This is a genomic window from Microbacterium sp. PA5 (assembly GCF_049860775.1).
In the GTDB taxonomy this organism is placed as follows: domain Bacteria; phylum Actinomycetota; class Actinomycetes; order Actinomycetales; family Microbacteriaceae; genus Microbacterium.
Genome location: NZ_CP187567.1, coordinates 81880 through 105629, shown reverse-complemented (window position 1 = coordinate 105629; position 23750 = coordinate 81880). Strand labels below are relative to the sequence as shown.

Genomic DNA, 23750 nt, shown 5'->3' with positions numbered 1-23750 from the left:
TTCGGGTCGCCGCGCCCCGGCATCAGGGGCCGAGCAGGGGCCGGGTCAGAACGCGCTGACCTCGGTCACCCAGGTGTTCCAGCTGGTGTCCTTGTCCTCGAGGCCGTCGAAGACGCGGGTGACCGCGTTCTGCAGGGCGTCGTGGAACTGGAAGTACTTCGGTCCCTTGAACGGCGCGACGGTGATCGCGTTCGCGCGGTTGGTGAGGATCTCGCCCGACGGGGCGTCGTTGAAGTACTCGTTGGTCGCCGAGGCGAGCTCGGGGCTGGCGAGCGCGTCGTTCTGGCTCGGGAAGGTGCCCGCGTTGGTGAAGGCCTTGATCTGCGTCTCGGGCGCGGTCAGCCAGTCGGCCAGCTTCTGCGCGGCCGCGACGTTCTCACCGTTGGCCGGGACCACGAGGTACGAGCCGCCCCAGTTGCCGCCGCCGCCCGGGAAGCCGTCGGCGATGTCCCAGCCGGTCGTGTCGGGCGCGTTGCCCGAGATGACGCCGAGCATCCAGCCGGGGCAGAGCATGGTGGCGAACTCGCCGCTGGCGAGCGACGCGAACCAGTCCTCGCTCCACTGGCCGGCGTAGGCGGCGATCGGGACGGCGCGGTCGACGACCGTCTCGTAGGCCTCCTTCACGACCGGGTTCTCGGTGGCGACGATGGAGCCGTCCGTGTTCTCGTAGGTGATCTCCTCCTGGTTGAGGATGCCCTGCAGCACGGCGTTGGCGGAGTCGATGAACGGCTGGCCGGTCTTCTCCTTGTAGTCGTCGGCCACGTCGAAGAACGCGTCCCACGTCGGGAAGAGCTCGGCGACCTCGGCACGGTCGGTCGGCAGGCCCGCCTTCTCGAAGAGGTCCGCGCGGTAGCAGATGCCCTGCGGGCCGATGTCGGTGCCGTACGCGACGAGGTTGCCCTCGCCGTCGGTGGCCGACGCCTCCTTCCAGTCGAGCCAGCGGCCCTTCAGGTCGTCGGAGACCGGCGCGAGCAGGTCGGCGTACTGCATCATCTCGGCGAACCAGTCGATCTCGACGGCCTCGACGTCGGCCAGACCGGTCTTGCCGAGCTTCTGGAAGAAGTTCGCGCGGGCGTCGTTGGACGTCGCCGCCTTGTTGTGGACGACCGTGATGCCGGTCTCCTCGGTGAACTCGGCGAGCAGCTCATCCGTGTAGCCGAAGTCGTTGAACGTCGCGAGCGTCAGCTCGACGCCCTCGAAGTTCTCCTCGCCGGCCGGCGAGCTCTCGGTGGGGGTCGCCCCGCCGGCGCAGCCGGCGAGCACGATCGCGGTGGTGGTGGCGGCGCCGGCGATGATCCCGATGCGGCGCAGTGCGCGTGAATTCACGTGTCACTCCTTTGTGGTGTGGGTCTTGCTGCGTGTTCGCTGTCGTCGGCGACGGTGACTCCGCGGGTCTTGGGAGCGCTCTCACCGAACGCCCTCGACGGTACGGGAGCGCTCCCACGGCTGTCAAGGGAGCGCTCCCACGAACGAGGTCACGGTTCGGTCACAGCCATCGCTCCGCCGCCGAGCCGCCGCCCCGTAGACTGGTCGCGCACCCCTTTCCGCGACTTCCCGGCGTTCCGACTCCTCGCGACGCTCGTCGCTCAACGACCGAAGCCGCGGCCGCGAAACGCGGCCGCCTGGAGGACCAGATGCCCACCATCGTCGTCGACGTCATGCCCAAGGCCGAGCTGCTGGACCCCCAGGGGAAGGCCGTGGCCGGAGCGCTCTCGCGCCTGGAGGTCGGCGGGATCTCCGGCGTCCGCATCGGCAAGCGGTTCGAGCTCACCGTCGACACCGCCGACGAGCAGACGCTGGCCACGGTCAAGCGGATCGCCGACGAGATCCTCTCCAACGCCGTGATCGAGGACGTGGTCGGCATCGAGGTCGTCGAGTGACCGCGCGCATCGGGGTCATCACCTTCCCCGGCTCGCTCGACGACGGCGATGCCCAGCGCGCCATCCGCCTCGCGGGCGCCGAGCCCGTCGCCCTCTGGCACGGCTCGCACGACCTCGAGGGGGTCGACGCGCTCGTCCTTCCCGGCGGATTCAGCTACGGCGACTACCTGCGGGCGGGCGCCATTGCCGCGCTGTCGCCGATCATGGCCGAGGTGAAGGACGCCGCCGCCCAGGGCATGCCCATCCTCGGCATCTGCAACGGCTTCCAGATGCTCGTCGAGGCGCACCTGCTGCCCGGCGGCCTCATCCGCAACGCCCACCAGCAGTTCATCCGCCGTGATCAGCGCCTGCGGGTCGAGAACGCGTCGACCGCCTGGACCTCGCACTTCTCGGCCGGTCAGGAGATCACGATCCCGCTGAAGAACGGCGACGGCGGCTACATCTGCTCCGCCGAGACCCTCGCGCGGATCGAGGGCGAGGGCCTCGTCGCGTTCCGCTACGTGGGCGTGAACCCCAACGGATCGCTGGACGACATCGCCGGCCTCACCAACGAGCGCGGCAACGTCGTGGGCCTCATGCCCCACCCTGAGCACGCCGTCGAGGCGGGCTTCGGCCCCGACACGACCGCCGCCATGCGATCGGGCGTCGACGGGCTCGGCTTCTTCACGTCGGCGATCGCCTCCCTGGCATCCGCCGCCGCCTGACGCTCCCCCCTTCGGCCGGTTGCGCCGGGGCATGTCCCACTTTCGGCTGGCTGCGCCGGGGGCCATGTCCCACATTCGGCTGGTTGCGCCGGGGCCATGTCCCACATTCGGCCGGTTGCGCCGGGGGCCATGTCCCACATTCGGCTGGTTCACCCCTGTCGAGTCAGCCGAATCTGGGACATCCACTGCAGAAGTTGGGACATCCCCTCATGGTCAGGGCCCTGATGCGCCACCTTCGGTGACCGCACACACCCACCCACCGCCGGCGATGTCCCACTTTCGGCTGGCTGCGCCGGGGGCCATGTCCCACATTCGGTTGGTTCACCCCTGTCCAGTCAGCCGAATCTGGGACATCCACTGCAGAAGTTGGGACATCCCCTCAGGGTCAGGGCACTGATGCGCCACCTTCGGTGACCGCACACACCCACCGCCGGGCGTGTCCCACATTCGGCTGGTTCACCCCGCCCGATTCAGCGGAAACTGGGACATCCACCACCGAAACTGGGACAACCCACCACCGAAAGTGGGACAACCCCCGGCGCCGGGCTGGGCTAGACGGTGCCGGCGGGCGGCCAGATGCCGATGATCAGCGACATCACCACGATCAGCACGAGCTCGTGGGCGATGTTGAGCACCGTCAGCTGCGACGGGCGGCCGGCGAAGACGTCGTGGACGATCATGCGGCCGGCGGTGAAGCCCGCCCACAGGGTCAGTCCCGTCACGAGCGCCGACGACAGGTAGCCGCCGCCGTAGAAGTGCCACGCGATCGCGACCGATCCGGCGAGCACCCACGCGAGCAGGAACGACAGGGTGATCGACACGATGAGGGGGAGGATCGCCTGGAGCGACGTCTCGGGGTCGCGCACCTCGGCGAGCCGCTTCCAGCGCTCCCCGAACACCTTGGGGACGTACCAGACGGAGCCGACCACCATCGCGGCGACGGTGGCCACGATCACGGCCCAGTAGTTGATCTCGGGAATCATCGGCGATCTCCTTGTCGCAGGGTACTGAGCAGGCTACTCCGTCGCGTCCTGCCGCTGCGGCTGCCGGTAGCGTGTGGAGGATGCCCTTCGCCGTGACTGTCCCGACCGCCGAGCTCGCTGCCGACCTGGCCTCCGTCCCCGACGACGTCGAGGTGATCGTGTGGGACCTGCAGTCACCGGCGCCGCGCGAACGGCTCGACATCGTGGTGCCGCCGTACATGACGCAGCGGGGGCTCCTCGCCCGCCTCGGCGAGGCGGAGATCGGCCTCGTCCAGGGGCAGGCGATCGGCTACGAGGGCGTCGAGGACGTGCTGCCCCCGGGCATCCCGTTCGCCAACGCATCGACCGTCCACGAGACGTCGACCGCGGAGCTGGCGGTGGCCCTGACCCTCGCCGTGCAGCGACACGTGCACCGCTTCGCGATCGACGGGCAGGCGGGCACCTGGGCGCCGGTCTTCGCCGACAGCCTCGCCGACCGGCGGGTGCTGCTGCTCGGCTACGGCGGCGTCGGCACCGCGATCGCCGCCCGCCTCGCGCCCTTCGAGGTCGAGCTGGTCCCCGTCGCCTCTCGGGCGCGCGAGGAGGACGGCGTCCACGTCCACGGCATCGACGAGCTCGCGGAGCTGCTGCCGACCGTCGACATCGTCGTCGCGTCGCTGCCGGGCGGCGAGGCCACCCGCCACCTCATCGGCGACGCCGAGCTCGCCGCGCTCCCCGACGGCGCGCTCGTCGTCAACGTCGGACGCGGCCCCCTCATCGACACCGACGCGCTCGTGCGGCACGTCGCCGACGGGCGCATCCGCGCCGCCCTGGACGTGACCGACCCCGAGCCGCTGCCGCAGGACCATCCGCTGTGGACCCTGCCCGGCGTGCTAATCGCACCGCACGTGGGCGGGGCGTCCAGCGCGATGCGGCCGCGGCTGGCGGCGCTGCTGCGCCGTCAGATCGCGCACCTGCGCGCCGGCGAGGAGTACGAGAACGTGGTGCTCCCCGCCTGAGCCGTCCTCGGCTCAGAGCCGGTCGGCCACCGTCGCCGCGACCGTCAGCCACGCGTCGCGCGACTCGGCCGACAGCGCGTCGAAGTCGATCGGTCCGCCGTCGACGAGCGCGGGATCGAACGGCACGTGCACGACCGCCGACGTCACCTGCTCGAAGTGGCGCTCCAGACGCTCCGACAGGCGCTTGTCGGGGCGCGCGGACGGGGCGGCCAGGATCGTCACCGCCTGGTCGATCTTGTGGTCGAAGCCCTTCTCGCGCAGGCCGTCGAGCAGCCACGCGGCACTGGCCGCGGTGTCCTCGCGCACGGTCGAGACGATGACCAGCTGGTCGGCGGCGGCCACGGCCGCGACCCAGTTCGACGCCCGCATGTTGTTTCCGGTGTCGACGATCAGCAGACGGTAGTAGCGCGAGAGCACCCCGTGGAGCCGGTCGAACGCGGCGGCGTCGATCGTCGACGATGCCGCGGCGTCCTCGTCGGAGGCGAGCACGTCGAAGCGGGCGTCGACCTGGGTGCGCACGTACGTGTCGAGTCCGGCGAGGCTCGCGTGGGTGGGCTCGGTGAACCGGTCGAGGTCGGCGAGCAGGTCGACGGCGGTCCGGTGATGGGGGGCGTGCTGCGCGCGCCAGCCGAGCGTGCCGCGCGTCTCGTTGTTGTCCCAGGCGAGGGTCGCGCCGCCGCGCTGGGTGCCGAAGGTCGCGGCGAGCAGGAGCGTGCTCGTGGTCTTGTGCGCGCCGCCCTTGGGATTGAGGATGACGATCGTGCGGGGCGCGTCGAGCCGGCGCTGCACCTTGCGCTCCCGCTCCAGGCGGGACCGCTCGGCCCGGCCGGGGCGCGGGGAGATCGCACCGCCGGTGAACCGGCGGATCGAGCCCTGCCACCCCTCGGTGGCACGCGGGCGGGAGCGGTCGCTGCGCGAGCTCAGCAGGTCGTCGACCGTGGGCGCAGTGCGCGGTGCGGACTGCTCGCGGCGGAGACCGTCGCCGCGCAGCGCGCCGGACGGCGCGGACGCCACCGGGGCTGGGGCCGCCGGGGCCGCCGCCGCCACGGGCGCCGCCGCGACAGGGGCCGCCGCCACGGGTGCCGCCGCCACAGGAGCGGGTGCGTCCTCGGCCGCCGGTGCCGCCGCGACAGGAGCCACCGCCACGGGTGCCGCCGCCACCGGAGCCGCCGCCACCGGCTCGGGCGCCTCCTCGGCGACCGGCGCGGGAGCGGGAACGTCGGCGGGCACGGGTGCGGCCGCAGCGACCGGGGTCGGGACGTCGCCCTCGCCGATCGGCGCCGCCTCGCCCGCCGACGACAGCGACGTCGCCTCCAGGAAGGTGCCGTCGGGGTGCACGATCATCGGCCAGCGTGCGGCCCCGTCGACGACGGTGGCGGTCACGGGCTCGCCCGCCGACGCCGCCAGCTGACGGATCGCCTCGACGACCCGCGCGCGCAGACCTTCCTCGGTCGATGCGAAGACCTCGTCGATCTCGCCGCCGACGTGGATCTGGGCTCCCGTGCTCGAGGTGATGTGCACGGTCGGTTCGTAGGTGGTGGTTCCCACAGCGGTCCTTTCCTGAAGGGCACAACGAGTATCCCACCCGCGACCCCCCGCCGCCGAGGCCCCCGGCTGCCGCACTTGTCACACGGTGGAAACACGAGCGGCCGTAGCCGTACACACGACGGCGCGATCATGGTGCCACCTGCACCGCAATCCGTTCCACCGACACCGCACCCGACACCACCTCCGAAGGACTTCGATGGCGATCCACAGCACCCGGCGCCCGCGCGCCCGCGTCCTCGCCACGGCAGCCGTTGCCGTGGCATCCGTTCTCGCACTCTCCGCCTGCGCGGGAAGCGGCGACCCGGCCCCGTCGGGCTCCGGCGACGCGGCGGCCGACTTCGGCGAGATCAGCGTCCAGTACTCGTGGATCAAGAACGAGGAGTTCGCCGGGGAGTTCTACGCCTACGAGAACGGCTACTACGACGAGGCCGGCTTCTCGAACGTCATCGGCATCTCCGGCCCCGACACCGGTGTCGCGAAGCTCCTGTCGGGCACCGTGCAGGTCGCCCTCTCCGACGCCGCCTCGATCGGCGCGGCGATCGCCGAGCAGGACGCCCCGCTGAAGATCATCGGCGCGACGTTCCAGAAGAACCCCTTCACGATCCTGTCGCTGGCCGACGGCGCCGACATCACCACCCCGCAGGACCTCGTCGGCAAGACGATCGGCGTGCAGGACTCCAACGCGTCGGTCTTCCAGGCGCTCCTGAACGCGAACGGGATCGACCCGGCCGACGTCACCGTCGTCCCCGTCGACTTCGACCCGACACCGCTCATGAACGGCGACGTCGACGGCTTCATGGCCTACCTCACCAACGAGGCGCTGACCGTGGAGCTCGCCGGCTACGAGATCACGAACCTGTCGTACGCCGACAACGGCGTGCCCTACGTGGCCGAGACGTTCTCGGTGACCGACCAGTACCTGGCCGAGAACAAGGATCTGCTGAAGGCGTTCCTCACCGCGGAGATCAAGGGCTGGACGGACGTCTTCCAGAACTCCACCGACGACTCGGTCGAGCTCATCGAGAAGTACTACAACGCGGCCGCCGAGGAGTCCGCCGACGGTCTCGAGGCCGTGTTCGGCGCCCTCGACCCGGTCAAGACCGGCATGGGCCTCGAGGCCGAGAAGCTCCTCATCTCGACCCCCGAGACCGAGGCGAACGGCCTGTTCACCATCTCCGACGAGCTCAAGCAGCAGACGGTCGACTCGCTCGCCGCCGCCGGCTGGGAGGTCTCGGTCGACGACCTCTTCGACACGACGATCATCGACGAGATCTACGCCGAGGACGCCGAGCTCAAGAACTACCTGCCCTGATCAGCCGCACCTGAATCCATGAACCAGAGCTCCACGACGACGGATGCCGGTGCCCTCCCCGCGCAGGGGGGCACCGGCATCCGGATCGACGGCCTGACCAAGACGTTCGCGACCGGTCGCGGCCGCACCGTCACGGCCCTGCAGGACACCGACCTGCACACCGACCAGGGCTCGTTCCTGGCCCTCCTCGGCCCCTCGGGGTGCGGGAAGTCCACGATCCTGCGGATCCTCGCCGACCTCGAGACGCCCACCGGCGGCGAGGTGCGCGTCGACGGCAAGACCCCGCACGAGCTGCGCGCCTCGGGCGAGCTCGGCATCGCGTTCCAGGACCACGCGCTCCTGCCGTGGCGGAGCGTGCGCAGCAACATCCGCCTGCCCTTCGAGGTCGCCGGGCGCCCGGTCGACGACGCCTACATCGACGAGCTCATCGCGCTGGTCGGCCTGCAGGGGTTCGAGAAGTCCCGGCCGTCGCAGCTGTCGGGCGGCATGCGGCAGCGCGTCTCGATCGCGCGGGCGCTGGCCCTGAAGCCCTCGGTGCTGCTGCTCGACGAGCCGTTCGGCGCGCTCGACGACATGACCCGCCAGAACCTCAACCTCGAGCTGCTGCGGATCTGGAGCGAGAAGCCGGCCACGACACTGCTGGTGACCCACGGCATCTCCGAGGCGATCTTCCTGTCGGACCGCGTGGCCGTCATGTCGCCGCGGCCGGGCCGCGTGAAGGAGATCATCGAGGTCGACCTGCCGCGGCCCCGCACGCCCGAGATGCAGCGGACACCCGAGTTCCACGCCCTGGTCGACCGCGCGTCGGAGCTGCTCTTCGGCGCCGACGGGCGCGCCGCCGCGGAGGCCTGACGTGCGCGCCCGCACCCGGATGCCGGGATGGGTCGCCGCCGTGATCGGCACCGCCGTGCTCATCGCCGTGTGGTGGGTGTTCTCCGCCACCGTGTTCACCCCCGCGCCCGGCACCGACTACACCCCGGTGCCCTCGCCGTGGGTGGTCGTGACGACACTCGTCTCCGACGGTCCCGCCGCGTACTGGTCGGTGTTCGGCGTCACCGTGCGCGAGGCGGCGATCGGGTACGCCTGGGGCAACGGGATCGCACTCCTGCTCGCCGCGACCGTGCTGCTGCTGCCCCGACTGGAGCCGATCGTCATGCAGATCGCCGTCGTGAGCTACTGCCTCCCGGTGGTCGCCGTGGGCGGCATCGCGATCGTGACCCTCGGGGGAGCGAAGCAGCCCGGCGACGCCAGCTCGACCGCCGTCTTCCTCGCCGCCCTGGCGGTCTTCTTCACGACCGTCGTCGGCGCCGTCCTCGGCTTCACCGCCGCCGACCGGGCCTCGCTCGACGTCGTCCGCGTCTACGGCGGCTCCCGGCTGACCCAGCTGCGGAAGGTCCGGCTGATCGCCGCCCTCCCGTCGATCCTCAACGCCCTCCAGATCGCGGTGCCCAGCGCCTTCCTCGGCGCGGTGCTCGGCGAGTACATGGGCGCGATCGATCGCGGCGTCGGGATCACCCTCATCCGCCTGCAGGGGAACCTCGACTCCGCCCGCGTGTGGGTCGTCTTCCTGCTGTGCGCCCTCATCGCCCTGGCCGGCTACGCGCTGGTGGGCCTCCTGTCCCGGCTCGTGACCCCGTGGGTGTCGGGTCGCGCGAGCGGAGCGGGGGCGCGCCGATGAACCGGGCGATGTGGCGCGCGGTCGGGCGGGCCGCGCTCAACGCGGTCGTGACCCTCGCGATCATCCTGCTGCTGTGGCAGGGCGTCGTGAGCCTCACAGGCATCTCCGCCTACGTCGCGAAGGGCCCCGCCGAGGTGTGGGCGTTCCTCTTCAGCGACGGCGACGAGCCGGGAAGCGCCGCGGAGAATCGCGCCGCCCTCGCGCCGCTGCTGGCCCAGACGCTGCAAGACGCCGCGCTCGGCTTCGTCGTCGGCATCCTCGCGGCGATCGCCCTCGCGATCCTGTTCTCGCTCTCGCGCGGCGTGGAGGCGGGCGTCATGCCGCTGGCCCTGCTGCTGCGCAGCGTGCCGCTGGTGGCCCTCGCGCCGGTCATCATCCTCATCACCGGGCGCGGCTCGGCCGCATCGGTCGCCGTGATCGGGAGCATCGTCGTGCTCTTCCCCGCGCTGGCGTCCGTGCTGTTCGGGCTCAGCCGCGCCCACCCCGAGAGCCTGGACCTCGTCCATGTGTACGGCGGATCGCGGCTGACCGCGCTGCGCAAGGTGAACGTGCCGGGGGCGCTCCCCTCGCTGTTCGCCGCCGCGCGGGTGTCGGTGCCCGGTGCGGTGACCGGTGCGCTCCTGGCCGAGTGGCTCTCGACGGGTCAGGGGATCGGCGGGATGATCCAGAAGTTCAACGCCTCGGCCCGTTTCGAGGAGCTGTGGGCGTCGGTGGCCGTGATCACGCTCGTCACCCTGGTGCTCTACAACCTCGTGCAGATCGTGGAGACCGCGGTGCTCGCCCGAATGGGCATGACCGGCACCCTGACCTGACCGCGGGCGGCCCGACCGGCGGCGTCAGACGGTGAAGACGCTGTGGACCGGGCCGCACACCTCGCGGCCGCCGAGGTCGGCGAGCTCCATCAGCACGGCGGTTCCGGCGAGCCGGTAGCCGAGCTCGTCCAGCAGGCGCTGCCCCGCGCGCAGCGTGCCGCCCGTGGCGAGCACGTCGTCCACCAGCAGGACCCGCGTCCCGACGGGAAGGTCGGCGGCCATCTCGATGGTGGCCCGCCCGTACTCGAGGTCGTAGGTGACCCCGGCGGCCGGGCGCGGGAGCTTCCCCGCCTTGCGGATCGGGACCATGCCCACCCCCGCCGCGACCGCGGCCGCCCCGGCCAGCAGGAACCCGCGCGCCTCGACGCCCGCGACGACGTCGAACTCCCCGGCGAACGGCGCCACCAGCGCATCGATCACGGTGCGCATGGCGGACGCGTCGGCCAGCAGCGGCGAGATGTCGCGGAACAGGATGCCCGGCTCGGGGAAGTCGGGGATCCGGGCGATGAGGGATTCGGCGCGCGCGAGGTCGGGAGTCACCGCACCAGCGTACGCGGGCATCACGGCGGCGCCCGGAGCCGCCCGTCGCCGCGGGGCGCGGAGGCGGGGTGCGCGCAACTCCGGAAGTTTGGTGGGAATCGGGCCCGCAGCCCTGGTTCCGCAGCGGTCCGGCGTCGGGCTTCCGGAGTTGCGAACGGCGGACCACCGACACCCGCGGGGCTGAGGCCGCGTCCGAGCCGTGAGGTCGAGGTGCGGTGGCCGTGGTCGACGTGCGCAAGCGCTTGCTCTACGATGGATGCCATGACTTCGACGACGACTTCTGCCCTCGCGCCCTCCGCGGCGGAGAACTCCGACGAGCGCCGGCCCGGCTCCGAGTGGTGGCGCACCGCGGTGATCTACCAGATCTACCCCCGGTCCTTCGCCGACGCCTCGGGCGACGGCATCGGCGACATCCCGGGCATCACCGCCCGCCTCGACGACCTCGTCTCGCTCGGCGTCGACGCCGTGTGGCTGAGCCCGTTCTACCGGTCGCCGCAGAACGACGCGGGCTACGACGTCGCCGACTACTGCGACGTCGACCCGCTGTTCGGCACGCTCGCCGACGTCGACGAGATGCTCGCCGAGGCCCACGGACGCGGCATCCGCGTGATCGTGGACCTGGTGCCCAACCACAGCTCCGACCGTCACGTCTGGTTCCAGGAGGCGCTGGCCGCCGGTCCCGGCAGCGCCGAGCGCGCCCGCTACATGTTCCGCGACGGCCGCGGCGAGGACGGCGAGCTTCCCCCCAACAACTGGGAGTCGGTCTTCGGCGGTCCGGCCTGGACTCGCGTGACCGAGGCCGACGGCCGGCCCGGGCAGTGGTACCTGCACCTCTTCGACTCCAGCCAGCCCGACTTCGACTGGTCGAACCCCGTCGTCCAGGAGGAGTTCCGCCGGATCCTCCGCTTCTGGCTCGACCGCGGCGTCGACGGCTTCCGGGTCGACGTCGCCCACGGCCTCGTGAAGTCCGACGGCCTGCCCGATCACCTGCCGGCGGTCGACGCCGACAGCATGGGCGGCGGCGACGAGGACGTCCCGTACTGGGGCCAGGAGGGCGTCCACGAGATCTACCGCGACTGGAACCGCGTGCTGGCCGAGTACGACGGCGACCGCGCGCTGTGCGCCGAGGCGTGGCTGCCGACCGTCGACAAGACCGCCCTGTGGGTGCGTCCCGACGAGATGCACCAGGCGTTCAACTTCCCGTACCTCATGACGGCATGGGACGCCGCGGCCATCCGCGAGGTCATCTCGGAGTCGCTGCGGGCCTTCCCCGCCGTCGGCGCCCCGGCGACGTGGGTGCTCTCCAACCACGACGTCGTCCGGCACGCCTCGCGGCTCGCGCTGACCGCGGAGAACCCGCAGGGCCACGGCATCGGCCCCGACTCCCCCGGCCAGCCGATCCCCGACGTCGGCCTGCGCCGAGCGCGCGCCGCGACGACGGTGATGCTCGCGCTCCCCGGCTCGGCGTACGTGTACCAGGGCGAGGAGCTCGGCCTCCCCGAGGTCATCGACCTGCCCGACGACGCCCGCCAGGACCCGACGTGGTTCCGCACGGCCCACGAGCGCTACGGTCGCGACGGCTGCCGGGTGCCCATCCCGTGGGATGCCGATGCCCCCGCCTACGGCTTCAGCCCGACGGGCGCGTCGTGGCTGCCGCAGCCGGCGGACTGGGCGCCGCTGGCGCGCTCGGCGCAGGAGGGCGACGCCGATTCCACGCTGTGGCTGTACCGGAGCCTCCTCGCCACCCGCCGGTCGACCGGGCTCGGGGCGGGAACGCTGGAGTGGCTCGACGGCTATGGCGAGGACGTCCTCGCGTTCCGCGTGCAGGCCGAGGGCGGCGCGGTGACCGTGATCGCGAACGTCGGGACCGAGCCGGTGGCACTGCCGGCGGCGACCGTGCTGGTGGCCAGCGAGCCGTTCGAGGGCGGCCTGCTCCCCGTCGACACGGCGGTGTGGCTGGCGACCGACTGACATGTCGAGCCTCGAGGAGGTCGCCCGTCGCGCACAGGTCTCGACGGCGACCGTCTCGCGCGCCCTGAGCGGGCGCGGGCGGCTGTCCGACGCGACGCGTGCGCGCGTGCGGGCGGCGGCCGCCGAGCTCGGGTACGTGGTCTCGGCCACCGCGTCGAGCCTGGCGACGGGCCGCACGCGGTCGATCGGCGTGCTGGTCCCGCTGGTGGACCGCTGGTTCTTCGCCAACGTGCTCGACGGCATCGCGTCGCGCCTGGCCCCTCACGGCTACGACATCACGCTCTACAACGTCACCGACGACGCGGCGCAGCGGCGCCAGCTGTTCCAGACGTCGCTGCGCCGCGGGCGGGTGGATGCCGTCATCGCCCTGTCGCTGGAGTTCGACGCCGGTGAGCTGGGCGTGCTCGAGCAGCTCGGGCTGCCGCTGGTCGGCCTCGGCACCCCCAACCCGCGGCTGTCGTCGCTCCGGGTGGACGACGAGGCGGTCGCCCGGCTCGCGACCGCGCACCTGCTGGAGCTCGGCCACCGCGACATCGCGCACATCGGGCGCAGCCGCGACGGCGGCGACCCCGACATCCCCACGATGCGCCGGCGCGGCTTCGAGGCGGCGATGGCCGGTGCCGGCGTGGTGCCGGCGCGCTTCGTGGCCACCGACTTCACGATCGAGGACGGCCACCGCGCCATGGGCGAGCTCCTGCGCACGACCGCCGGCGGGGAGCCGGTGGACCGCCGGGCCCCCACGGCGGTGTTCGCCGCCTCCGACGAGCTCGCGTTCGGGGCGATGTTCGCCGCGCGCGACGCCGGCCTGGCCGTGCCGGGCGACATCTCGATCGTGGGCGTCGACGGTCACGAGCTGAGCGGCTTCTTCGGACTGACGACCGTCGAGCAGTTCCCGCACGCGCAGGGCGAGCGCGCCGCCGACGCCGCGCTGGCCGCCCTCGGCGAGGATGTGGCGCCCCCCGATCCGGCTCTGCCGTTCGAACTGGTGATCCGCTCCTCGACCGCCCCGCCGCGCTGAGCCGCCGGTCAGCCCCCCGGTGGCGTTTCGTCTCGTCGCTGCGCTCCTCGCTCAACGACCGGGGCACGACACCCGCCCCACCGGTCGTCGAGCGAGGGCAGCGAGACGAAACGCCCCGGTCGCTCTCGCGACGGCGCGTAGGCTCGAAGGCATGACGATCGATCTCGAAGCCCTCTACATCGACCTTCACCGGCATCCGGAGCTGTCGTTCCAGGAGACGCGCACCGCGGGGGTCATCACCCGCGAGCTCGCCGCCCTCGGGCTGGAGTACGTCGAGGGCCTCGGCAAGACCGGCGTGGCGACGTCGATCGTCAACCCTTCGACAGGCTCAGGAGGGGCCGGCGAGGGCCCGGTCGTCTGGCTGCGCGCCGACATGGACGGGCTGCCGGTCGGCGAGCTCACCGGACTCGAGTACGCCTCGACGGCGCGCGGTACCGATCCCGCCGGCAACGACGTGCCCGTGATGCACGCGTGCGGGCACGACATGCATGTCACCGCGCTCCTCGGCGCCCTCGAGCGGCTCGTCGCCACGAAGGACGAGTGGTCGGGCACAGTCGTCGCCGTCTTCCAGCCCGCCGAGGAGTACGGCGCCGGCTCGCAGGCGATGATCGCCGACGGCGTCCTCGACCGCTTCCCGAAGCCCGACATCGTGCTCGGCCAGCACCTGACCCCGCTCCCGGCGGGCATCATCGGCGTGCGGCCGGGCACCCAGATGGCCGCCAGCGACGGCCTCACCGTGAAGCTCCTGGGCCGCGGCGGCCATGGATCGCGACCGCACGCGACGATCGACCCCGTGGTCATGGCGGCGGCGACCGTCATGCGCCTGCAGACGGTGGTCTCCCGCGAGATCGATCCCCGCGAGATGGCGGTCGTCACCGTCGGCTCGATCCACGCGGGCCTGAAGAACAACATCATCCCGGCCGACGCGACCCTGGAGCTGAGCCTGCGCTACCCCGACGACGACGCCCGCGCCGACGTCATGGCGCGCGTCGAGCGGATCGTCCGCGCCGAGGCCGCGGCCTCCGGCGCCGAGGAGTCCCCCGTGATCACCGTCGACCACTCCCTGCCGCCGACCATCAACGACCCGGCGGCGACCGCGCGACTGACCTCCGCGTTCGAGCGCGCGTTCGGCGAGGGCGCGGTCGTGGACCCCGGGATGTTCACGGGCAGCGAGGACGTGTCCTGGTTCGCCCGCGAGTCGGGCGTCCCGCTGGTGTTCTGGTTCTGGGGAGGCCACGACCCGCAGGCCTACGCGGACGCCGTGGCCGGCGGCACCGTGAACGTCGACGTGCCGACCAACCACTCCCCGTACTTCGCCCCGATCCTGCATCCCACGATCGAACGCGGCGTCGAGACGCTCGTCGTCGCGGCGCGCGAGTTCCTCGCGGAGGAGAGCCACGGAGAGGCGGACGCATGAGCGCGCCCCAGGTCCCCGCGCGGCGCGACCGCACGCCGCTCATCCTCGGCATCATCGCCGGCATTCTCGCCGTCGCCGTCGTGATCGCGCTGTCGGTGTACTTCCTCCGCCCGAACTCGCCCGCGTCCACGGGTTCGTCGCCGGCGCCTCAGGCACCGGATTCGACGCAGGCGGACCCCGCGCCGGGCCCCACCGAGTCCTCGTCGAGCGACGCCGGCATCGACGTCACGGCGACGGGGTTCACCATCACCGGCGAAGACGGCGAGAGCCTCACCCACGAGTGGGCGGACGATCCGCAGCCGGCGATCGACGCGCTCACGGCGCTGTTCGGCACGGAGCCGACCGAGGACTTCCAGAACGGCGACGCCGAGAACTGGGCCTACGACGTGTACGAGTGGGAGGGATTCCGCTTCTTCGACGTGTTCCTCGACGGCAGCGACCGGCAGCGGTCGGAGGTGCCCGCGCCGACCTACGTGTCGTACGGGACGGGTGTGCCCGTCGACGTGACCAACGATCTCGGGATCGAGATCGGCATGACGCCCGACGAGCTCGATGCGCTGAACCCCGACGAGGCGCACGCCGACGGCGGCACCGCCGCGTACCTCTTCGGGAAGGACCGCGCCACGTTCTACGCGGACGGCAAGCGCACGTTCGGCGCCGTCGTCACCATCGACGACTCGTCGTTCTGGATCACCTACACCTACGCGCCCGAGCTCTGAGGTTCGCCACCCCGCCGAGAAGGTGGCGCGATCGGGTGATTCCCGCGTGTGGAGGCCGCGATTTGCGCCACCTTCTCTTGGCGCCTGCGACTGCCCGGCGCTTCCACGTTGCGCGCGCGGGCGCGCAGGCGTAATGTCGCGCGTCGTGACTGACGACAGTCGCGATCCGTCCGACGAGACGACGCCGATCGCGAAACGCATCCTGCTGGGGGATCCGCTCACCAGCGAGCAGCTCGACGACCAAGCCCTGCCCAAGCGCAGGGCTTTGCCGATCTTCGCCTCCGACGCGCTGTCGTCGGTGGCGTACGCGCCGCAGGAGCTCGTGATGATCCTCCTCATCGGCGGCACCGCGTTCCTCGCCTTCACCCCGTGGGTGGCGGCGGCCGTGGTCGCGCTGCTGATCGTCGTCGTGCTCAGCTACCGGCAGCTCATCAAGGCGTATCCGTCGGGCGGCGGCGACTACGAGGTGGCGCGCACGAACCTCGGCGAGAAGGCCGGCGTGGTCGTGGCATCCGCCCTCCTCGTCGACTACATCCTGACCGTCGCCGTGTCGGTCGCCTCGGGCGTCGACAACATCATCTCCGCCGTGCCCGAGCTCGACCCCTGGCGGATCGAGCTCGCGGTGGGCTTCGTGGTCCTCATCATCGTCGTGAACCTGCGCGGCGTGCGGGAGGCGTCGACGGCCTTCGCTGTACCGACCTACGTGTTCATCGGATCGGTCGGCATCATGATCGTCACCGGCCTCATCCGCTGGCTGCTCGGCGACGCGCCCGTGGCCGAGAGCGCGCAGTACGCCGTCCAGGCCGAGGACCTCAGCCAGGCCGCCGTGCTCCTCCTGATCCTCCGGGCCTTCTCGAGCGGATGCTCGGCGCTCACCGGCGTCGAGGCGGTCTCCAACGGCGTGCCCGCCTTCCGCAAGCCGAAGATCCGCAACGCCCAGCTGACCCTCGTGACGATGGGCTCGATCGCGACGCTCCTGTTCGCCGGCCTCACGGCGCTGGCCCTCATCACGGGCGTCCACTACGCCGAGAACCCGTGCCAGCTGATCGGCTTCGACTGCGCGGGGACCCCGCAGCCCTCCCTCATGGCGCAGGTGGCCTCCGCCACGTTCGGAGCGGGGTCGATCCCCTTCTACGTGATCCAGGCCGCGACCGCCTGCGTGCTGCTGCTGGCCGCCAACACGGCCTTCAACGGGTTCCCGCTGCTGGGCGCCGTGCTCGCGCGCGACGGCTACGCGCCCAAGTCGCTGAACACGCGCGGCGACCGCCTGGTCTTCTCCAACGGGATGCTCATCCTCGGCGCCGCCGCGATCGTGGTGCTCATCGTCTTCCAGGCCCGTCTGACGACGCTCATCCAGCTGTACATCATCGGCGTCTTCGTCTCGTTCTCGCTCGGGCAGATCGGCATGGTCAAGCACTGGCGGCGCGAGCTGCGGCTCGTCCACCCCAAGCACGTCGCCGAGCGGCGCGGCATCGTCACCGGACTGCTCATCAACTCCGTCGGCGCCGCGTTCACGGTCTTCGTCCTCGTCGTCGTCACGGTCACGAAGTTCACCCACGGAGCCTGGCTCGTCTTCCTCGCGATCCCGGTGCTGTCGGTGCTCATGGTCGGCGTGCACCGCTACTACCGCGACGTGGAGCACGAGACGAGCATGGACGATACCGTCAGCTTCGGCGCGAGCGGCGACGTCGCCCTCATCCTCGTGGGCAAGCTGCAGAAGCCCGTCGCGAAGGCCATCGACTACGCCCTCGCCGCGCGCCACGAGAAGACGATCGCCCTGCACGTGTCGGTGACCGCGGAGGAGACCGCCGCCCTCCAGGCCGACTGGGAGGTGCACCGCATGCGCGTGCCGCTCGTGATCATCGAGTCGCCCTACCGCCAGTACGCCGCGCCGGTCGCGCAGTTCATCAAGGCCTACCGCGAGAAGCACGGGTCGACGATGGTGACGGTCTATCTGCCGCAGTACATCGTGGGCCACTGGTGGGAGTCGCTCCTCCACAACCGTCGCGCCAAGCGGATCGCCCAGCAGCTCATGCTCGTCCACGGCGTCTCGATCACCCTGGTGCCGTGGCTGCTCGACTCGTCCGAGCTCGTCTACGGCCGCCGCTCGCGCCCGCTGCCCGGCGACGACCGCGCCGGCCGCATCACCAGCTACGGCCTGGTCGCCCACACCGACGATCCCGTCTGACCGCTGACCGCGATGTCCCACTTCCGGTGGGGCGTGTCCCAGATTCGGTCGCTGGGGCAGGGGTGAAGCGACCGAAAGTGGGACATCACCCAGTCGGCAGCGAGGATGCATCGGAGGATCATCGCCGGAGCCGGGGAGGATGCCGGGGCGTAGCCTAGAGGGGTGAGTTCCGCGACCGAGACAACGCCCGTGACCGAGGCCCCCGCGATGCTCGATGTCGCCCGCATCCGCGCCGACTTCCCGATCCTCGGCGAGACCGTGAACGGCAGCCCCCTCGTCTACCTCGACTCCGCCGCGACGAGCCAGAAGCCGCGCCAGGTGCTGCAGGCCGAGTACGACTTCCTCACGCACGCCAACGCCGCCGTCCACCGCGGGGCGCACACCCTCGCGGCCGAGGCGACCGACCTGTTCGAGGACGCGCGCGCCACCGTCGCGGGGTTCGTCGGCGCACCGGCCGAACAGCTGGTGTGGACCAGCGGCGCCACGATGGGACTGAACCTCCTGGCCTACGCGATCGGCAACGCGACGGCGGGTCGTGGCGGCGCGGACTCCGCCTCCCTCGCGCTCCGGCCCGGCGACGAGATCGTCACGACGGCGATCGAGCACCACGCGAACCTCATCCCGTGGCAGGAGCTCGCCGCGCGCACCGGCGCGACGCTCCGCCACATCCCCGCGCGCGCCGACGGCACCCTCGACCTGGATGCCGCCGGCGACCTCATCGGTCCGCGCACCCGGGTCGTCGCCTTCACGCACGTCTCGAACGTGCTCGGCATCGTGAACCCCGTGGCCGAGCTCGTGGCCCTGGCCGCCGAGGTGGGCGCGATCACCGTGATGGACGCGTGCCAGTCGGCGCCGCATCTGCCGCTGGACCTCCCCGGCCTCGGGGTCGACTTCGCCGTCTTCAGCGGCCACAAGATGCTCGGGCCCTACGGGGTCGGCGGCCTGTACGGACGCGCCGAGCGCCTCGAGGCGCTGCCGCCGTTCCTCACCGGCGGCTCGATGATCACCACCGTCACCCTCGATTCCGCCGAGTACCTCCCGCCGCCGCAGCGCTTCGAGGCCGGCACGCAGCCGGTGGGCCCCGCGATCGGGCTCGCCGCGGCGGTCCGCTACCTCGACGAGGTCGGGCTCGACCGGATCCACGCGCACGAGCAGGCGCTGGCGGCGCGGATGCGCGCCGGCCTGATCGAGATCCCCGGCATCCGCCTGCTCGGCGACGCGGATGCCGAGCGCGTCGGCCTGTGGGCTTTCGACGTCGACGGCGTCCACGCCCACGACGCCGGTCAGTTCCTCGACGACCGCGGCATCGCCGTGCGCGTCGGGCACCACTGCGCCGCCCCGCTGCACCGCCAGTACGGCATCACCGCCTCGGTGCGCGCCTCGGTCGCGCTGTACAACACCGCCGACGAGGTCGACGAGCTCGTCGACGCCGTCCGCGGCATCCGTGCCTACTTCGGAGTGGAGTCATGAGCGAGCTCGACACCCTGTACCGCGAGCTGATCCTCGATCACTCCAAGCACCCGCAGCACTTCGGTCTCGCCGAGGCGGAGGGGGCGCACGCGACCTCCCATCAGAAGAACCCGGTGTGCGGCGACGAGATCACGCTGCGCGCCCGCGTCGACACCGACGGCGAGACCATCCGCGACGTCACCTGGGAGGGCTCGGGCTGCTCGATCTCGCAGGCGTCGGCATCGATGCTCTCGGAGCTCGTGGAGGGTCAGACCCGCACCGAGGCCGCCACCCTCATCGAGGGCTTCCGCGAGGCGCTGCGCTCGCGCGGCCAGATCGAGCTCGACGAGGACGTGTACGGCGACGCCGCCGCCCTCACCGGCGTCTCGAAGTTCTCCGCGCGCGTGAAGTGCGCCATGCTCGCCTGGGTCGCGCTCGAAGACGCGCTCGCCCGCGCCTGAGCCGCTGCCAGCGGTGGCCCACCGGGTCACCGCCGGGGCATGTCCCACTTTCGGCTGATTCGGCCCGGGTCAATCAGCCGAATTGGGGACGAGCCCCGCCGAAAGTGGGACAACAACTGCCTGGCCGGGGCCGTCAGACCAGCGCACCCTCGAGGCGGGCGTACGAGGCCTCCATGCCGTCGGTCATGCCGGTGGCGAGGATCATGTCGCGCGTCTCCTTGTCGGGGTACTCGATGAGGAGGGTGAGCAGGGTCGCGCCGTCCTCTTCGTACAGCTGGAGGTCGTTGAGCGTCGACGGCCCCGGCATCCCGATCATCTGCTCTGTCGTCACCGCGCGGCGGGTGGGCTCGCTGAGCACGGTCTCGCCCTCGAAGCCGAACCGCGTGGACTCGTCGTCGCCCTGCTGCCAGACGTAGCGGTAGGTGTCGCCGACCTCGCACTCGACCATCTGCCAGCCGTCCGGGCCGAGCAGCCACTTCTTGAGGAGCTCCGGCTCGTGGTGCGCACGCCAGACGAGGTCGCGGGGCCCGTCGATCAGGCGGGTGATGCGGACGTGCTGGTCGTCGAGGATCTCGGTGCGCGTGCCCTTGCCCTCCGCGTAGTCGCGCAGGTCCTGCAGCACCGCGTCGAGCTGGTCCATCGCCATGCGCGATCCTTCGACGGCGCCCATGGCGACCGTCTGCTCCAGCGCCTCGAGCGAGTCGAAGTAGGTGACGTTGCGCAGGCGCGAGCCGGCATCCGTCTGCTCGAAGGTGAAGACCATCCGCATCGAGGGGAAACCCTCCATGGGCGCGCCGTCCTCGCCGAGGAAGGAGTCGAGCACCTCGAAGGACGACGGGGCGTCGATGCGCAGGAACTCCCAGCCGCCGCGCGACGCCTCGCCGCGGGGACTGGTCATCCGGTAGTCGGCGCGTCCCCCGACGGTGAAGTCGAAGGCGGTGAAGGTCGCCGGCCATCCCGGCGGGCCCCAGAAGCGCTCCAGCTGGCGGGGGTCGGTGAACGCGCGCCAGAGCCGGTCGGCGGGCGCGGCGAAGTCGGCCGTGAGGCTCATCGTGAGCGCCTCGGCGTCGGTGGTGATGTCGGTGACGGGCATGGCGGTTCCTTCTCTGTGTCGGTCCGGTGGGTTCAGCGTTCGGGGTCGGCGAGCAGGGCGTCGAGGCGGTCGATGCGCGACCTCCAGAGGTCCTCGTAGCGGGACAGCAGCGCGCGGGCCCGGGCGATCATGCCCGGATCCGCCCGCACGAGCCGCTCGCGCCCTTCGGCGCGCTTGACGACCAGGTGCGCCGCTTCGAGCACCGCCACGTGCTTCTGGACGGCGGCGAAGGACATGTCGTACGCCGCGGCGAGCGCCGAGACGGACTGCTCCGCCTCGATCGTGCGGCGCAGGATGTCGCGGCGGGTCGCCGCCGCGAGTGCGTGGAACAGGCGGTCGGTCTCATCGTCGGTCAGCTCACTGCGTCCGTGGGAGGTGTCATGTACAACCATTTGGTTGCACGTTAGACCGCGCGGAGCTCCGTGTCAACACCCCCGGGTGCGCCGATGCGAACCCGGCGACGACCGGTCATCCCTGCACGAGGCCGAGCCGGATCAGGCTGCGTGCGGAGTCCTCGATCGTGTCCTCGACGTCGCGCGGCGACCATCCGAGAACGCGGCGGGCCTTCTCGCTGCTGATGACCGGCGTCCGCCCGAGCTGGCTGACGGACTCCCTGAGGGCGGGATCCGAGGCGGCGCGCTCGCGCACTTCGTCGTCGGTGAGCTCGCGCTCGGGCACCGCCGCGGCGAGGTCGCCGAGTCGGCGTCGAAGGATCTGCCCCACCCCGTAGAAGCTCGACATGCCGCTGACCGCGAGGAAGCGCTCGCCTCCGGCTCGCGGATGGAGCATGGCGCGGATGTGCAGGTCGGCGACATCCCGCACGTCGACGACGCCGAAGATCTGGCGAGGCACCACCGGCATCGCCCCCTCGAGCAGGGCCTTCACGAATCCGAGCGACACCGACAGCTTCGGCCCGAGCGCCGGACCGAAGATCCCGACGGGGTTGACGACGGTGAGCTCCGTGGACCCGTCCCATCCCGCCACCAGCTCCCACGCGGCACGCTCCGCTATCGCCTTCGAGCGGATGTAGGCGGTGTTGTCATCGGTGGGCTCGGTCCAGTCCGCCTCCGTGTAGAGGTCTCGGGGAACCGCTCCGTAGCCCACGGCGGCGAAGGACGAGGTCATCACCACTCGTCGCACGCCCGCGTCGTGCGCCGCGTGCAGGACGCGCAGCGTGCCGTCGCGAGCCGGAACGATGATCTCGTCGTCGTTGTCCACCGTCCCGGCGGGAGGGAAGGGCGACGCGACGTGCAGCACGTGATCCGCTCCTGCCACCGCGTCCCCCCATCCGGCATCCGCGCTGAGGTCGGCCACGGCGAACTCGAGCCCGCTCGCGTCGACGCCCGCCGCGGCCAGCTGCGACGCCACCTCGTCGGAGCGATCGGCGGACCGGACCGTCGTGCGGACGCGATAGCCCTGCCGCAGGAGGGCTGCGACGGTGTGGGCGCCCACGTAGCCGGAGCCGCCGGTGACGAGGACGAGCGGCACCGGTCCACCTTCGCGGCCGGCAGTCGTCGGCGTGGTGTCGGTCGTCATGGTCGTCTCCTGTCGTCGGATGGGCCCACCGGTTCGCGACCGTCGGGATTCAGTCGGTCGGCGATGGCGACGACCTCCGCCGTCGCCTGCCGCTCCGCCTCGGTGTCGTCGCGCACCCGCGCGTCCCACAGGGCCGCTTTGGCGCGCAGGTAGGCCAGCTGCGTCTGCAGGCGGTCGATGTCCGCCGCGAGCCGCCCCGCCTGCACGGTGAAGAGCTCGCGCTGCTCGGCCGCCGCCGCATCCCCCCGGCCCATCAGCTCCACGTAGCGGCGCATGTCGTTGATCCGCATCCCTCCCGCGCGGAGACAGGCGAGGGTCTGCAGGGTGGTCAGCACGGCCGCGGGGAAGCGGCGATGGCCGCTCTCCCGGTCGCGGGGGACCGGCGGGATGATCCCGACCTGCTCGTAGTAGCGCAGCGTCGGTTCGCTCAGGCCGGTCCGGCGCGAGGTCTCTTGGATGGAGAGGGTGCCCGCCACCACGGCGGTGCTCATCGACGTCATGCTCCCAGCCTGCGGTACTTCATGCGCTTGAAGTCAAGGCGGGGGGTTGGTGCGCGGCGGGGCGGGGCTGGGGCTGGGGCGGGGCGGCAGGGGCGGCAGTCTCGTGGGCGTCAGACGGCTGCCGCGCAGGTGACGCAGGTCGTCGCCATCGGGCGGACCTCGAGCCGAGCCGCCGGGATCGGCCGGCCGCAGACGGCGCAGATGCCGTACGTGCCGGCTTCCACCCGGTCGAGCGCGGCGAGCACCTCGGCGCGCTCATCGAGCCGGGCGCGGCGGAGGGCGTCGACCCGCTGCCATTCGCCTGACAGCGTCGACCCCTCGGGGTCGTGCTCGTCGTCGGCCGTCGCGTCGGCGCGGTCGTGACGCAGCGACGCGTCGTCGGCGTCCAGTCGCGCCAGCGCCGTGTCGAGTTCGCGCAACCGCGCCTCGAGGATCGCCCGGGTCATGGGCCGAGGCTACGCCCGTTTCGCCGCCGTTTCTCCGCCCCCGCCCCCGCGGCCCCTCTCCCCGCCGCCGAGCCGACACGTTTCGCGCGAGCCGACACGATGCGGACGTGTGGAATCGTGTCGGCTCGGCGGGACCGTGTCGGCTCGGCGCGCGGTGTCAACCCCGTACCGCGGCGGATGCCGGGGAGTGACACTGACGGCACGAGTCCACATCGGCGCGGGGTCCTGCGCCGTCGAGAGAGGGATGCGCCCATGACCGAATCGACACCCGACACGACCGAGTCCACACCCGACACGGACGGCACCGCCGACGCCGCGATCGACGAGGCTCCCGCCGCCGACAGCGTAACGGAGGCCGAGGTGCCCTCGACCGCGGAGCTCGAGGAGCCCAGCACCGAGAAGGCGCCGGGCGAGGAGCCGAAGGCACCCGCGCACGACGACTCCGAGCCCAGCCATCAGGCGACCGGCATCGGCGTCATCGACGAGGCCTGAGCCCC

The 23750-nt window shown here is 71.8% G+C and carries 24 protein-coding genes; 15 read left to right on the top strand and 9 right to left on the bottom strand.

The window, feature by feature from the left end:
• Positions 1–45: 45 nt before the first annotated feature.
• On the bottom strand, positions 46–1326 hold the full coding sequence (locus tag ACPWUT_RS00520) for an ABC transporter substrate-binding protein (RefSeq protein WP_284528528.1): 1281 nt from the start codon (positions 1324–1326) through the stop codon (positions 46–48).
• Between the two features lie 308 nt (positions 1327–1634).
• Here ACPWUT_RS00520 and purS point away from each other — a divergent pair, with 308 nt between their 5' ends.
• Both purS and purQ read left to right on the top strand, forming a co-directional pair.
• Positions 1635–1880: a phosphoribosylformylglycinamidine synthase subunit PurS gene (gene purS, locus ACPWUT_RS00515; protein WP_284528527.1), complete on the top strand. Its 246-nt coding sequence runs from the start codon at positions 1635–1637 to the stop codon at positions 1878–1880.
• Positions 1877–2584 carry a phosphoribosylformylglycinamidine synthase subunit PurQ gene (gene purQ / locus ACPWUT_RS00510; RefSeq protein ID WP_284528526.1) on the top strand — a complete coding sequence of 236 codons (708 nt, stop codon included), beginning with the start codon at positions 1877–1879 and terminating at the stop codon, positions 2582–2584. Before purS ends, purQ begins: the two co-directional genes overlap by 4 nt.
• A gap of 551 nt (positions 2585–3135) precedes the next feature.
• Here the strand turns inward: purQ and ACPWUT_RS00505 are convergent.
• The gene (locus ACPWUT_RS00505) at positions 3136–3567 is read right to left on the bottom strand and encodes a DUF1761 domain-containing protein (RefSeq protein WP_284528525.1); all 432 of its coding nucleotides are present in this window, start codon (positions 3565–3567) and stop codon (positions 3136–3138) included.
• Between the two features lie 80 nt (positions 3568–3647).
• Here ACPWUT_RS00505 and ACPWUT_RS00500 point away from each other — a divergent pair, with 80 nt between their 5' ends.
• Positions 3648–4565 carry a 2-hydroxyacid dehydrogenase gene (locus ACPWUT_RS00500; protein ID WP_425839477.1) on the top strand — a complete coding sequence of 306 codons (918 nt, stop codon included), beginning with the start codon at positions 3648–3650 and terminating at the stop codon, positions 4563–4565.
• 12 nt (positions 4566–4577) lie between these two features.
• Here the strand turns inward: ACPWUT_RS00500 and ACPWUT_RS00495 are convergent, their stop codons facing one another.
• Positions 4578–6113, bottom strand: a complete 1536-nt coding sequence (locus ACPWUT_RS00495) for a MinD/ParA family ATP-binding protein (RefSeq protein WP_425839474.1) — start codon at positions 6111–6113, stop codon at positions 4578–4580.
• 196 nt (positions 6114–6309) lie between these two features.
• Between ACPWUT_RS00495 and ACPWUT_RS00490 the strand changes: the two genes are divergently transcribed.
• From ACPWUT_RS00490 to ACPWUT_RS00475, 4 genes are read left to right on the top strand one after another with little or no spacing between them, the layout of a single operon-like run.
• Positions 6310–7425 carry an ABC transporter substrate-binding protein gene (locus tag ACPWUT_RS00490; RefSeq protein ID WP_284528522.1) on the top strand — a complete coding sequence of 372 codons (1116 nt, stop codon included), beginning with the start codon at positions 6310–6312 and terminating at the stop codon, positions 7423–7425.
• Between the two features lie 18 nt (positions 7426–7443).
• Positions 7444–8277, top strand: coding sequence for an ABC transporter ATP-binding protein (locus tag ACPWUT_RS00485; RefSeq protein ID WP_425839469.1), 834 nt, complete (start codon positions 7444–7446; stop codon positions 8275–8277).
• A gap of 1 nt (position 8278) precedes the next feature.
• A complete protein-coding gene (locus ACPWUT_RS00480; protein ID WP_284528520.1) occupies positions 8279–9103 on the top strand; it encodes an ABC transporter permease in 825 nt (274 codons plus the stop codon).
• Positions 9100–9915 (top strand): ABC transporter permease, encoded by an 816-nt coding sequence (locus ACPWUT_RS00475; protein WP_425839466.1) that lies wholly within the window; start codon positions 9100–9102, stop codon positions 9913–9915. The genes ACPWUT_RS00480 and ACPWUT_RS00475 overlap by 4 nt, the downstream gene beginning before the upstream one ends.
• Before the next feature lie 24 nt (positions 9916–9939).
• Here the strand turns inward: ACPWUT_RS00475 and ACPWUT_RS00470 are convergent, their stop codons facing one another.
• Positions 9940–10476: an adenine phosphoribosyltransferase gene (locus ACPWUT_RS00470; protein ID WP_284528518.1), complete on the bottom strand. Its 537-nt coding sequence runs from the start codon at positions 10474–10476 to the stop codon at positions 9940–9942.
• A 240-nt stretch (positions 10477–10716) separates the two neighbouring features.
• On the opposite strand from ACPWUT_RS00470, the gene ACPWUT_RS00465 reads away from it, so the two are divergent.
• The 7 genes from ACPWUT_RS00465 to sufU all read left to right on the top strand — a co-directional run bounded on the left by ACPWUT_RS00465 (position 10717) and on the right by sufU (position 19678).
• Entirely contained in the window at positions 10717–12426 is a 1710-nt protein-coding gene (locus ACPWUT_RS00465) for a glycoside hydrolase family 13 protein (RefSeq protein WP_425839462.1), read from the top strand.
• Between the two features lies 1 nt (position 12427).
• The gene (locus tag ACPWUT_RS00460) at positions 12428–13444 is read left to right on the top strand and encodes a LacI family DNA-binding transcriptional regulator (RefSeq protein WP_284528516.1); all 1017 of its coding nucleotides are present in this window, start codon (positions 12428–12430) and stop codon (positions 13442–13444) included.
• A 151-nt stretch (positions 13445–13595) separates the two neighbouring features.
• Positions 13596–14861, top strand: coding sequence for an amidohydrolase (locus ACPWUT_RS00455; RefSeq protein WP_425839458.1), 1266 nt, complete (start codon positions 13596–13598; stop codon positions 14859–14861).
• A complete protein-coding gene (locus tag ACPWUT_RS00450; RefSeq protein ID WP_284528514.1) occupies positions 14858–15580 on the top strand; it encodes a hypothetical protein in 723 nt (240 codons plus the stop codon). The genes ACPWUT_RS00455 and ACPWUT_RS00450 overlap by 4 nt, the downstream gene beginning before the upstream one ends.
• 133 nt (positions 15581–15713) lie before the next feature.
• Positions 15714–17768, top strand: coding sequence for an APC family permease (locus ACPWUT_RS00445; protein WP_284528513.1), 2055 nt, complete (start codon positions 15714–15716; stop codon positions 17766–17768).
• A 207-nt stretch (positions 17769–17975) separates the two neighbouring features.
• On the top strand, positions 17976–19238 hold the full coding sequence (locus ACPWUT_RS00440; protein ID WP_425842327.1) for an aminotransferase class V-fold PLP-dependent enzyme: 1263 nt from the start codon (positions 17976–17978) through the stop codon (positions 19236–19238).
• Complete coding sequence (sufU, locus tag ACPWUT_RS00435) at positions 19235–19678, top strand: Fe-S cluster assembly sulfur transfer protein SufU (RefSeq protein WP_284528512.1); 444 nt, start codon at positions 19235–19237, stop codon at positions 19676–19678. Before ACPWUT_RS00440 ends, sufU begins: the two co-directional genes overlap by 4 nt.
• A 133-nt stretch (positions 19679–19811) precedes the next feature.
• Here the strand turns inward: sufU and ACPWUT_RS00430 are convergent, their stop codons facing one another.
• From ACPWUT_RS00430 to ACPWUT_RS00410, 5 genes are all read right to left on the bottom strand, one after another.
• Entirely contained in the window at positions 19812–20771 is a 960-nt protein-coding gene (locus ACPWUT_RS00430; protein WP_284528511.1) for an SRPBCC family protein, read from the bottom strand.
• Positions 20772–20803: 32 nt separating this feature from the next.
• Entirely contained in the window at positions 20804–21163 is a 360-nt protein-coding gene (locus ACPWUT_RS00425) for an ArsR/SmtB family transcription factor (RefSeq protein WP_425839452.1), read from the bottom strand.
• A gap of 76 nt (positions 21164–21239) precedes the next feature.
• Complete coding sequence (locus ACPWUT_RS00420) at positions 21240–22307, bottom strand: SDR family oxidoreductase (protein ID WP_425839449.1); 1068 nt, start codon at positions 22305–22307, stop codon at positions 21240–21242.
• Entirely contained in the window at positions 22304–22798 is a 495-nt protein-coding gene (locus tag ACPWUT_RS00415) for a MerR family transcriptional regulator (RefSeq protein WP_425839446.1), read from the bottom strand. The genes ACPWUT_RS00420 and ACPWUT_RS00415 overlap by 4 nt, the downstream gene beginning before the upstream one ends.
• A gap of 119 nt (positions 22799–22917) precedes the next feature.
• Positions 22918–23253, bottom strand: coding sequence for a TraR/DksA family transcriptional regulator (locus ACPWUT_RS00410; protein WP_425839443.1), 336 nt, complete (start codon positions 23251–23253; stop codon positions 22918–22920).
• 252 nt (positions 23254–23505) lie between these two features.
• On the opposite strand from ACPWUT_RS00410, the gene ACPWUT_RS00405 reads away from it, so the two are divergent.
• Positions 23506–23745, top strand: a complete 240-nt coding sequence (locus ACPWUT_RS00405; protein WP_425839440.1) for a hypothetical protein — start codon at positions 23506–23508, stop codon at positions 23743–23745.
• Positions 23746–23750 lie beyond the last annotated feature (5 nt).